The sequence below is a fragment of the Candidatus Pedobacter colombiensis genome, assembly GCA_029202485.1.
Classification (GTDB): Bacteria; Bacteroidota; Bacteroidia; order Sphingobacteriales; family Sphingobacteriaceae; genus Pedobacter; species Pedobacter colombiensis.
On record CP119313.1, the window covers coordinates 1,296,263 to 1,308,438 of the forward strand.

Genomic DNA, 12,176 nt, shown 5'->3' on the forward strand with positions numbered 1-12,176 from the left:
AACTTGACGAAGAAATTAGAAAATCATATTTAAATTAGCTGCTATGAACTTCAATACACGCCATACTTTATCAGGATTTATTGTTTTTTTATTTTTATTAGCTGCCGGAGGGCATGTAGTAGGACAAGAAGTGGAAACAGGTGTTTCCAAACAATTGGCTATACATAGAAAAGCAACATTAAGTGAGATTCATTATGCACTTGAATTTGATGTTCCTGCTGAAAAAACACAGAAAATACAGGCTGTGGAAACGCTGAGCTTTAATTTGACAGAAAATAAGCAGGTTTTACAGCTTGACTTCAAAGATGATCCGGCAAAACTCAGGACGTTGATTGTGAATGGGAAGAATGTCCCCATACTGCATAGCAAAGAACACTTGTTAATTGCTGCAGCGTACTTAAAAAAAGGAGTTAACCAAATTAAAATAGAATTTCAGGCCGGTGAATCTGCTTTGAACCGCAATGCGGATTATTTATATACTTTATTTGTCCCGGATAGGGCAAGAACTGTTTTTCCCTGCTTTGATCAACCTGATTTAAAAGCTACTTATAATTTAACATTAAAAGTTCCTGCAAATTGGAAAGCCATGGCAAATGCACCATTAAAAGATTCAATTCTTTTAAATGGACGTAAAACATATTACTTCGTAACTTCTGATATTTTAAGTACCTATTTGTTTTCGTTTGTTGCCGGAAAATTTGAACAGCAAACTGGCAGGGTAGGTAGGATGCAAACAGATTTTTTATATAGAGAAACAGATACAGCGAAGATAAGATACAGTATGAATGAAATCTTTAAAATTCATACTGATGCACTTAAGTATTTTGAAGATTGGACCGGTATTTCTTACCCTTTTCAGAAGTTTGGTTTTGCTGCCATTCCAGATTTTCAGTTTGGAGGAATGGAACATGTAGGGGCCATACAGTATAAAGCTTCAACCTTATTTTTGGATGGAACGGCCACAAAAGATCAGTTGAACTCGAGGAATAATCTGATTGCACACGAGACCGCACATATGTGGTTTGGTGATTTGGTAACGATGACCTGGTTTACTGATGTTTGGATGAAAGAAGTATTTGCCAATTTTATGGCTGATAAAAGTGCAGAGGGGAGTGTTGGTAAGGATGAATTTGATTTGAAGTTTTTAGTAGATCATTTTCCTGCAGCTTATGGTGTAGATCGTACAACAGGATCTAACCCGATAAGACAAGAGTTGGATAATTTGAAAGATGCAGGAACATTGTATGGCAATATCATTTATCATAAAGCTCCAATTATGATGCGGCAGCTGGAACGCTTAATGGGGAAAGATAAATTTAAGCAGGGAGTGAGAGAATACCTTAAAAAGTTTGCCAATAGTAATGCATCCTGGCCCGATTTGATAACCATTTTAGATAAATATGCCGATGCGGATTTACAGCAATGGAATAAAATATGGGTAAATGAACCTGGAAGACCGGTGGTGGATTATACTATAGAAAAGAAAGGCGATAAAATAGGTCGGTTTATAATAAAGCAATCTGCAGAGTATGGCAAGGATAGAATTTGGCCACAGCTTTTTGAGCTGACCCTATATTATCCCGGTTATAATAAGGAGATAACGGTTAATTTAAATGCTTCACAGATTGAGCTGAAGTCAGTGGAGGGAATGGATATACCTTTATTTGTGCTGTTTAATTCATCAGGACAGGGCTATGGCTTATGGCCGGTAGATAGGACTATATTTACACAATTATATACTATTGATAAGCCTTTAAATCGTGCTGCTGCATATATTTCTCTGTATGAGAATATGCTGAACGGAAGGTCTGTGAAACCGGTAGAATTGTTAACTCTTTTTCTTGAAGGCCTGAGTAAAGAAAAAGAAGAGCTGAACCTCAAGTTGATTACAAATTATATTGGCACCATTTATTGGGAATTTATGTCTCCTAAGGAGCGCATAAATTTAGGGGACTTACTGGAAAAAAGAATTTGGAGTGCCCTGCAGGAACAAACAGCATCTAATCATAAAAAACTGCTGTTTAAAACCTATCAGGATGTATTTTTAAGTAAGGATGCCGGCAAAAGGTTATATGATATTTGGAAAACAAAAAATAGTCCCGAAGGCCTGAAACTCTCTGAGGACGATTATACTGCTTTGGTTTTTTCGCTTGCATTAAGAGATGGTAGCGATTCTTCCATATTGAAAGATCAGCTGTCTCGTATTGGCGATGCGGATAGAAGAAAAAGGTTTGAGTTTATTATGCCCGCGCTTTCTTCAAATCCGACAGAAAGAGATCAGTTTTTTAAAAGCCTTGAACAGAAAGTAAACAGACAAAAGGAATCAAATGTGGTTGCCGCACTTTACTATCTCCACCATCCCTTAAGGCAGTCCACCTCCATTAAGTACTTGCCGAAAAGTTTGGAACTCCTGGAGGAGATCCAAACTACGGGCGATATCTTTTTCCCTCAAAGTTGGTTACAAGCTACCTTCGGTTATTATCAAACCGCTGAAGCAGCTGCTATTGTGACCAATTTTTTAAAATCTCACCCTAATTATAACCCTAAATTAAAAGCCAAGATATTACAATCTGCCGATAACCTATTCCGGGCGCAGAAGCTTTTAAAATAGCTAGGGTTCGATGGATTTATAGGTTATTTTAATCTGCTGTGTATTTTTGTTTTTGGTGATGGTCATTTTTGAAGGATAGCCATCCCCATTATATTCATAACTAAAATCTGTGTTTTCTAAAGGAGATTTCTGGTTCCGGTAGCTCAATAGATTGTTACCCGAGCAGATCAGAAACCAATGTTCAGATTCAAGAGCAAACAGTTGAGCATGATCCATGTTACTGGCAATACCTTTTTTTTGATCGAAGGTGTAAGTATTAACATTTATAGAGCCAGAATTGTCGATCATATCCACTTCAGATAGATTCTTGGCTGTTGTATAAAATTGGCTTCGGGTATCAATCAGATTATTTGCATTGTTGTAATATTGAATTGTACTTAACTGTTGTAGGAGATTATAGGTTAGCGTGTAGAATCCTTTAGGCGTGTAATTATTCTTAAGGTCGTCGTAATTGAATAGGACGACCTTGCTGATCATTTTTTCATCATCCTTTTTTTGGTAATAACCAACATAAAATAACTTGCCATTATTATACTTTTCTATTTTGGATAAATACTGATCTGAAGTGTAAGTGAAGAGGGTTTTGGCTCCTGCTGCGTCAGAGATCTCTGTAAGTAGCGGAGTGTTTTCTTTGTATTTTAAGTTGATAGTCAATCCGGTAGCTTCAAATTTTATAGGGATCAATGTTTTAGTTACGTGGGGGGGCTCCGGTTCTGGTATTTCTATTTTGGAAGTTCGGTTCTTTTTACAAGCTAGTACTAACAATAATGCAATAAGAGGTACAAAACGATAATGTTTTAAATTGCTCATGGTTCAGTTGATTTATGTTGATAGTTATCCTGGTTAATTGCCGGTAAACCTCCCGATGTTTATTTTAATAAAAAAATATTCACCCGTAATTTGTCTATCAGACTCCTAAATATTCAGGGAAAAAATATGTGAGTATTATGAATAATATTCATCAAAAAAAGGCCTTGTTAAAGGAGATAAGCCGTACTTTTACAGTACGATTTCTTTTTAGCACATCCGTTTATTAAATGATATTATGGACGATTTTTTAGCTGCCCGCCTTCAGATGGCTTTTTCCTTAGGGTTTCATATTGTTTTTGCCTGTATTGGTATGGTGATGCCCTTTTTTATGACTGTAGCCCATTTTTATTGGCTTAGAACAAAAAAGGTAGTTTACAGGGATGTTACCAAGGCTTGGAGTAAGGGAGTGGCTATATTTTTCGCCACGGGGGCAGTGTCTGGTACGGTATTGTCTTTTGAACTCGGCTTGCTTTGGCCCAAATTTATGGAGCACGCTGGACCGATATTTGGAATGCCGTTTTCTTTGGAGGGAACGGCATTTTTTATTGAAGCGATAGCCCTTGGATTTTATCTATATGGCTGGAATAGGATCAATCCATGGTTTCACTGGGCAACAGGAGTGGTAGTTGGTGTTAGCGGATTAGTATCAGGGATTCTGGTTGTTGCTGCAAATGCATGGATGAACAGTCCTGCCGGGTTTGATCATATTAATGGACAATATTTAAATATAGACCCTATAAAAGCAATGTTTAATGAGGCTTGGTTTTCTCAATCTTTACACATGTGTGTGGCGGCATTTGTTTCAACAGGTTTTGCTGTTGCAGGCATTCATGCATTAATGATCCTTAAAGGGAGAAATGTACGGTTTCATAGTAAAGCTTTTACAATTGCAGCGGTATTTGCTACCGTAGCGGCCTGTTTACAACCTATAAGTGGCGATGTTTCGGCAAAAGATGTAGCAAAGCGACAACCTGAAAAGCTGGCGGCTATGGAAGCTCATTTTCATACAGAAAGATTTGCACCACTCATCATTGGAGGAATTCCAGATACTGCGAATAAGAAGGTGGATTACGCGATTAAAATTCCCGGTTTGCTTAGTTTTATGGCAACAGGTGATTTTAATGGTGAAGTTAAGGGGCTTGATCGTGTTCCTCAAGCTGACCAGCCACCTGTAGCAGTTACTCACTACGCTTTCCAAATCATGGTGGGCTTGGGTATGGCCATGGTGCTGATTGCTATTTTATATTTCATCGCTTTATGGAAGAAAAAAGAATGGCTTCGCAGTCGCTGGCTGTTAAAATTATTTGTTATTGCAACGCCTTTAGGTTTTATTGCTCTCGAAGCTGGTTGGACGGTTACAGAAGTAGGCAGACAGCCCTGGATTATTCGTGGGGTAATGCGTACTGCTGAGGCTGTAACACCTATGCCCGGTATAGCTTATTCCTTTTACTTATTTACGGGAGTGTACATCTCTTTATCAGTTATCGTAAGTTTATTGTTATTCAGGCAGATCAGTATGGTCGACAAGTTATATGATTCCACAAACCAATCAAAAGATCAGCAGTTATGATATATGTAGTTATTGTTTTCCTTTGGACTTCCATTTTGTTGTATATCCTGCTAGGAGGAGCTGATTTTGGCGCCGGTATTATCGAATTGATGACCTCTAAAACCAATAAGTCAAAAACCCGTAAAACGATGTATAAGGCCATTGGCCCTATTTGGGAAGCCAATCACATGTGGTTAATTATTGCGATTGTGATCTTATTTGTAGGATTCCCTAAAATATACACTACGATCTCCGTTTACCTGCATATCCCATTGGTATGTATGTTGCTTGGGATTATCGCAAGGGGCACCGCCTTTGTCTTCAGAAATTATGATGCTGTGAAAGACGGTATGCAAAAATTGTATACGCCAATTTTTGTGTATTCGAGTTTAATTACCCCATTTTTTCTAGGGATTATTGCAGCCAGTTCTGTTTCCGGACAAATTGATCCTATGGCAAATGATTTTATATCCGCTTATATATTTAGCTGGTTAAACTGGTTTTCTGTGGCGGTTGGGATTTTTACAGTGAGTATATGTGGTTTCCTCGCTACTATTTTTATCATCGGGCAAACCGATAATGATGGCGACAGACAACATTTTGTTGGAAAAGCGAAGCGGGCAATCTTTATTGTTATGTTTTGTGGAGCGCTGGTTTTTGTTGCAGCCTATGTAGAGCATATTCCGCTAACCACGTGGATTTTTGGAGATACCCCCGGGTTAATTGCCATTATTGCTGCGAGTATTTCTTTAATTATTATGTTTTACGCACTAAACAGGAATAAACCAATCCTGCTAAGGTTGCTTGCAGGTTTTCAGGTCGCTATGATTTTGTTTGCTGCCACTTATACACATTTCCCGGATATTGTATTGCTTAAAAATGGTGAGAACCTTTCATTGCTTATTCACCAGGGTCAGGCAAAAACAATAGCCACATTGGGGTATGCGTTGCTTATTGGTAGTATATTTATTTTACCTGCATTGGTTTATTTAATTTATATTTTTCAGAAACCCAAAGAAGTTATAGCTGATCATTAGTAAAAAGAAATAATCCTAAAGTTTTGATACTTGTGTAACAAATTACGATAAGAATTTCTAATAAAGTGGGTTTTGTGTTTAATTCGGGGACTTTTATATATTGATGAATTAATTATTCAATTAATATGTAATGGAGCATTAAACCTAAACCATTTTATAAAGTCTTAACCCTAATATCGTAATTAATATAACACCAAATATGAAAACAGGATTTATTAAAATAGGATTTTGTACGGCTTTGTTTGCTAGCCTTGGCAGTATTGCTCAGGCTCAAAAAGTAAATAACTTGCAGGAGGTTAGTATATTCGCTCCTCATGCCATCAAAATTGATGGAAAGAATTTTGAGTGGAAAGACAGCGACTTTTCAGTAAATAAGCGAACCAGTCTATCTTATATTATTAGTAATGATGATAAAAATCTTTATCTGGTTATTAAATCTACTGATATCGCAAACAATTCTAAAATACTTGCGGGAGGTATTACTTTCTCAGTAAACCCAGATGGTAAAAAGAAAGAAAAGGAAAGTATAACATTGACCTATCCACTTCCTGCCAGCTTTGGCAGACCGGGTGGCGGTGGACCGGGTGGTAGCAGACGTGCAATGGGAATGACGATGGCTATGGGCAGTGGTCCACAGAACGCAAAACAAAGGGATTCTTTTATGGTTGCCAGGCAGAAAACGCAATTGGCAGCTGCTAAGGAGATTAAAATTCATGGATTTAAAAACACAACAGACACATTAATCTCTATTTATAATGAGTATGGTATTAAAGCATTTGCCAATATAGATAAGGATAATGTTTATTTCTATGAAGTAGGAATTCCATTAGAAGCTTTAGGTATTTCAGTAACAGAACCAAAAGAATTTGCTTATAACATTAAGTTGAATGGCTTACAGTTACCAAATTTTGGCGGCGGTGGTGGCGGTGGCGGTAACTTTGGTGGCGGCGGCGGCGGTCGTGGCCCTGGTGGCGGCGGCGGCGGTCATTTTAGCATGGGCGGCGGTGGTGTGGACTTTCAGGCTATGATGAGCCCGACCGATTTTTGGGGAAAGTACACGCTTGCAAAGAAATAAAAAATTTAATACTGTAAAGAAACACACAAATAAACCCCAACCATACAAACACACAAATGAACTATTTTAATTGGGTCACGGCTAAGGATCATTATGTCCTTTTTAAGTCGAAATACCTACAGCATTTTAAAAAACTAGCAGTCATTTTATTAATGATGTTTAGCTTTACAGAGGTATTTTCCCAGCAGCCAGCAAAAAGGGAAACACCTCCTCCATTACCTACGAGACAAATTAGCGGTATTGTAAAAGACAGTACAGATTTGGGCGTAATAGGCGCAACAGTTAGTTTAACTTCTGATAAGGATACCTTAAAAACTTCAACCAATAGTGATGGTGTTTTTGTTTTTAAAGATGTGAAATCTGCAACTTATACGCTTGTAATACAAAGTATAGGGTATGAAAAATCCCCTGTTATGCGTTTTAAACAAAACGACATGATTCCAAGGATTGTAATGGATCCTATTTTACTTAAAGAGCAAAAAAACACTTTAAACGAAGTTGTTATTAATGGTACACCTTCTATAACCTATAAAACGGATACTGTAGAGTATAAAGCAAGCGACTATGTGGTAAGGAAGAATGCTACGGTAGACGAGTTGTTGAAGAAGATGGAAGGCATGGAGGTCGGTAACGATGGAAGTTTAGTCCATCAGGGAGAGACTGTTACTAAGGCCAAACTGAATGGTAAGGAATACCTTGGAGGAGACATCGCAAATGCAATTAAAAACCTTCCCGCAGAGATCGTTGATAAAATTCAGATTGTGGATGATTATGGTGATCAGGCAGCTCGTACAGGAGTTAAAGACGGTGATCCACAGAAGATATTGAACATTACAACCAGAACGGATAAGTCTGTTGGTAATATGTTGAATATGAGTGCTGCAGGAGGTAGCAATGAGCGGAAGGAAGCTGGAATGTTTGCTACACGGATTAATGGAAATCAACAGATGGGGATAAATGGTAATTATAAGGATGCCATCAATCTCAATGCCCTTAGTGGTTCTAATAAGAGCACAGATACCAGATTCAGTTTGCGTGATAAAATCGGGAAAAAGATAGATTTTAATTTGAATTATCAATTCACGGATTCAAGAGGAGACAATACAAATAAGACTGAATCTTTAAGTATTTTAGCTGACGGAAAATTGCATTCTAACAGTACGAGCACTGGCTTGCAAAAAGCAGATAATCATGATTTTAAATTTGAATTTGAAGTAAATCTGGATTCGGCCAATTACCTTAAAGTTATCCCAACTTTCAAGTATGCTTCTACTAATAACAATAATACTTCCAATGTAAGTCAAAGAGGTACTGCTGTTGAAATGGGGCTGGATCGGGATAGTTACACAAAAAATTTAAATTCAAGAACAGCTCCTGAATTTGGAGTCTCTGCTTTTTATCAACATATATTTAAAAAATATAGAAGAAATTTTTCGACACAGATAGACCTGAATAAAAATAATCAGGATAACGAACAGGAAAGATATAACTTCACAACTTATTATCTGAGAGATTCTATTACGCAGGATGTAAATAGGAAAGATTCGATAATTAATCAGATCATTGCACGTAAAAACTTACGTGATAATTATCGCGGAAGTATGACTTATGTGGAGCCGCTCGGTACCAATACTCAATTTGAGGTAAATGCCCAGGTGAATTATAATGGATATGACAATACTGCTACTACAAGAAATATTTTAAAGGATGGCTTTTCTAATATCATAGATTCATTGAGTAATATTTATAATTATTCCTTCACACAGGGCCGGATTGCATTGAATTTTAGATATGGGATGGATAATAACTCCAAAGTTCGTTTTTCTGTTGGTTTAACAGGTGTGCCGGCTTTACTAAGTGGGACTAAAATAAGTCTGGGGACTACAACAAGGCGCAGTAGCTTTAACCTCATCCCTATCGCTAGATTTGAATATCGCTGGAGTAGACAACAAAGGGTATCTATGAACTATTCAGGAAATGCGGTCGAACCAACTTTTGATCAGATACAACCAGTAAGGGACGTTACGAATCCAAATAATCCAGTTGTAGGTAATCCTAATCTGCTTGCTACGTTTGTGCATACTTTAAGAGGGGAGTACAATAATTATATTGCCAACTCGAAGCTTAACTTTTCGTTAAATGCAAATGGTTCTTATACAGAAAATGCGGTAATCCAAAATGTGGAAACTGTTTTTAATCATGATCCGAACCTCCCTGGTAGTAAAATTAATGAAACACACTTTGTAAATGTTAGTGGAGTATATAGGCTGACTAGTAATTATAACATCAGTAAGCAGCTTAACAACAGGAAATATAATTTGCAGCTTAATGGAACAGCAAGCTATAGCCATAACCTGAGTATGAGGGATGGTATCTTGAATACCACTGATATCACTAGTCTGGATCAGCGTTTTGGTCCAAAAATCAATCCTACGGAATGGTTTGAGATCAATGCGAATATTGGATATAAAATTGACAAATCTAATTCAACACTTCATAATATTAATAATAAGGTCAACACGCTTTCTCTCAATTTAGATGGTAGGGTTTATTTATGGGATGTATGGATGATCGCTTACAACGGTAGTAAGCAGTTTATTGATGGGGTAGTTGGAAATACAAATACCAGCCCATTAGTGATAAACGCAAGTTTAGAGCGTCAGCTGTTTAATCGCAGAGGTCAGATTACGTTCCAGGCATTTGACGTTTTAAACCAGAATAATTATCTGAGATCATCGCAACCAAATGATGGTGGTTATGTAAATACATTCGTAAATCCTACGAGTAGATATTTTATGCTAAAACTGAGTATGAGACTGCAAAAATGGTCTGGCGCACAAGGACGTGGCGGCAGAGGAATTATGCGTAGGGGAGACGGAAGTTTCATGTAAGGTATACTAAGCGATATATTCGATTTTTTAGAGACTGTGTGAAAGTGCACAGTCTCTTTTTTTTATATCTATTCTTTTGTCCGGAGAGAAAAATTTAAGATATGCTGATGAATTAAAAATAATTATTTAACATTGAGGGACATTTTTAAGCCCCTAAAGGGAGCAGTCAGAATTAGATGGGGAAACTAACACAATGACACCAGTAAGTAGCAGGGATGAGCGGTTGCTGTTAAAGCAAATTGCTGAAGGTGATGAAGACGCATTTGCTGTACTTTTTTATCGTTATCTACCCATTTTACAACCATTTGCTATAAAATTCACTAAATCGGCTGCTGCCGCTGAAGAGATTATTCAGGATACTTTTTTAAGGGTATGGCTCAACCGGGAGAAATTGGAGAGCATTGAAAATGTAAAGGCGTGGTTATACAAATATGCTTCTAATGAATGCTTAAACTATCTTCGTAAAGAACTGAAGCAGGCAAAAGCAATTGATAGCCTTGGTATAGACCATCCAGTAGTGAGTAATGACACAGTTGATAAGATCAATTTAAATGACATCAATTGCCTCGTTGCTGAGGCGGTAGAGAAATTGCCCGGTCAGCGTAAAAAGATTTATCAAATGAGTCGGGCTGAGGGAATGAATATTCCCGAAATTGCAGAAGCGTTGAATCTTTCTCCAAATACGATTAAAAATGCTTTGGTTATCTCACTCAAAACGATCCGCGAACATTTAAATAAAAATGGAGTAGCGCTTTCTGTACTGGCTTACATTGCTTTATTAAAATAATTTAAAAAAGTTTTAATATCGATAGTCCTAATTGGTCTTTCGTGTTTCTTAGTATCAGAATCATATGAACAAAAGAATAAACTATTTGCTGCAAAAGTTTGAGGAGGGAAAGCTCAGCAAGGAGGAAACGGACGAATTATTGGAACTAACGGATAGGAACAAGTCCGATGTAGCCAATGCTATTGAAGAAAAGATAGCAACACAGGTTCCTGCTGCAGTTATAGAAGGAAATGACTGGAGTACTGTACTTGAAAACATTGTATCTGTTGATAAACCCCGTCTAAAAAAGGCAAAGTTGTATCCTTTATTCAGATGGGTTGCCGCAGCAGTAATCCTGATCACATTAGGCATTGGTTCCAGGCTTTATTTTGAATCGAGCTTCCATCATACAACAAATAATCCCAGATATGCAAATGATGTGCCTCCAGGAGGTAATGATGCCGTTTTAACTTTAGCTGATGGCAGGAAGATTTCACTTACCGATGCAGCTCAGGGAGAGTTAATAAATATGACCGGCGTACACATCATTAAAACTGCCGATGGGCAGTTGGTTTATACTGCGGATGCATCCGCAGCAGGAAAAGAGAATCGAATTACTTTTAATACCATAACTACGCCTCGCGGAGGTCAGTATCAGGTGAATTTGCCGGATGGCACCAAAGTATGGCTTAACGCCGCATCTTCCCTAAAGTTTCCCACAACTTTTACAGACTTAAAAGAACGTAAAGTTGAACTTAGCGGCGAAGCTTACTTTGAAGTGGCTAAGAATAAAAAGCAACCATTTAAGGTGATCAGTTCCGGTGCTGATTATGGAAGAGCACAGGAAACAGAGGTACTGGGAACTCATTTTAACATCAATGCTTATGATGATGAAGCTGAAACAAAAACCACTTTATTGGAAGGCTCGATAAGGGTATCCGCTCGTGAAAATGTCAATAAAAAATATGATGTTATACTCTCTCCAGGGCAACAAGCTGTGTTGAATGAGGGGAAACTTAAAACTATTAATGTAGATACTGAAGAGGCCATTGCCTGGAAAAATGGAAACTTCATATTCGCCTATGAAGGTATAGAAAGCATCATGCGTAAAATTGCCAGATGGTATAATGTAGATATCGTATATCAGGGTAAAATCACTGATAATAATTTTGTAGGTATGGTTCCTCGCTTCAAAAATGTTTCTGAGGCATTAACAATACTTGAATTAACAAATACGGTACACTTTAAAATCGAAGGAAGGAGGATTACAGTTATGCCATAAAGCTACTTACTCATCTGTAATCCAAAAAAGCCAGACCCGACTGCCATCGGGATCTGACGAAGGTTTGGGTTACATAATAATTTGCAGAAAACAGTCTATCAACAAACCAAACCAAAACAAATGTAATGAATTTTTACTATGTCTTTAGGCGTAAG

8 protein-coding genes are annotated in these 12,176 nt (G+C 37.5%); 7 read left to right on the forward strand and 1 reads right to left on the reverse strand.

The genetic code is table 11. The features are described 5' to 3' along the window. Nucleotides 1-43: 43 nt before the first annotated feature. Nucleotides 44-2,611, forward strand: a complete 2,568-nt coding sequence (locus P0Y49_05325; protein WEK20557.1) for a M1 family aminopeptidase — start codon at nt 44-46, stop codon at nt 2,609-2,611. On the opposite strand, the gene P0Y49_05330 is transcribed toward P0Y49_05325, so the two are convergent. Next, nucleotides 2,612-3,421: a hypothetical protein gene (locus tag P0Y49_05330; protein WEK20558.1), complete on the reverse strand. Its 810-nt coding sequence runs from the start codon at nt 3,419-3,421 to the stop codon at nt 2,612-2,614. Nucleotides 3,422-3,656: 235 nt separating this feature from the next. Between P0Y49_05330 and P0Y49_05335 the strand changes: the two genes are divergently transcribed. The 6 genes from P0Y49_05335 to P0Y49_05360 all read left to right on the forward strand — a co-directional run bounded on the left by P0Y49_05335 (nt 3,657) and on the right by P0Y49_05360 (nt 12,021). Beyond that, nucleotides 3,657-4,991, forward strand: a complete 1,335-nt coding sequence (locus tag P0Y49_05335; protein WEK20559.1) for a cytochrome ubiquinol oxidase subunit I — start codon at nt 3,657-3,659, stop codon at nt 4,989-4,991. Beyond that, nucleotides 4,988-6,007 carry a cytochrome d ubiquinol oxidase subunit II gene (locus P0Y49_05340; GenBank protein ID WEK20560.1) on the forward strand — a complete coding sequence of 340 codons (1,020 nt, stop codon included), beginning with the start codon at nt 4,988-4,990 and terminating at the stop codon, nt 6,005-6,007. The genes P0Y49_05335 and P0Y49_05340 overlap by 4 nt, the downstream gene beginning before the upstream one ends. A gap of 199 nt (nt 6,008-6,206) precedes the next feature. After that, entirely contained in the window at nt 6,207-7,082 is an 876-nt protein-coding gene (locus P0Y49_05345) for a hypothetical protein (GenBank protein WEK20561.1), read from the forward strand. Nucleotides 7,083-7,138: 56 nt separating this feature from the next. Further along, on the forward strand, nt 7,139-9,973 hold the full coding sequence (locus P0Y49_05350) for an outer membrane beta-barrel protein (GenBank protein WEK20562.1): 2,835 nt from the start codon (nt 7,139-7,141) through the stop codon (nt 9,971-9,973). Between the two features lie 193 nt (nt 9,974-10,166). After that, complete coding sequence (locus tag P0Y49_05355; GenBank protein WEK20563.1) at nt 10,167-10,760, forward strand: RNA polymerase sigma-70 factor; 594 nt, start codon at nt 10,167-10,169, stop codon at nt 10,758-10,760. 64 nt (nt 10,761-10,824) lie between these two features. Further along, a complete protein-coding gene (locus P0Y49_05360) occupies nt 10,825-12,021 on the forward strand; it encodes a DUF4974 domain-containing protein (protein ID WEK20564.1) in 1,197 nt (398 codons plus the stop codon). Nucleotides 12,022-12,176: the final 155 nt, after the last annotated feature.

Excerpts from the sequence above, each read along its gene's own strand:
- P0Y49_05325 (WEK20557.1), top strand. The coding sequence starts at position 44 with ATGAACTTCAATACACGCCATACTTTATCAGGATTTATTGTTTTTTTA.
- P0Y49_05350 (WEK20562.1), top strand. The coding sequence starts at position 7,139 with ATGAACTATTTTAATTGGGTCACGGCTAAGGATCATTATGTCCTTTTT.
- P0Y49_05340 (WEK20560.1), top strand. The coding sequence starts at position 4,988 with ATGATATATGTAGTTATTGTTTTCCTTTGGACTTCCATTTTGTTGTAT.
- P0Y49_05360 (WEK20564.1), top strand. The coding sequence starts at position 10,825 with ATGAACAAAAGAATAAACTATTTGCTGCAAAAGTTTGAGGAGGGAAAG.
- P0Y49_05355 (WEK20563.1), top strand. The coding sequence starts at position 10,167 with ATGACACCAGTAAGTAGCAGGGATGAGCGGTTGCTGTTAAAGCAAATT.
- P0Y49_05330 (WEK20558.1), bottom strand. The coding sequence starts at position 3,421 with ATGAGCAATTTAAAACATTATCGTTTTGTACCTCTTATTGCATTATTG.
- P0Y49_05335 (WEK20559.1), top strand. The coding sequence starts at position 3,657 with ATGGACGATTTTTTAGCTGCCCGCCTTCAGATGGCTTTTTCCTTAGGG.
- P0Y49_05345 (WEK20561.1), top strand. The coding sequence starts at position 6,207 with ATGAAAACAGGATTTATTAAAATAGGATTTTGTACGGCTTTGTTTGCT.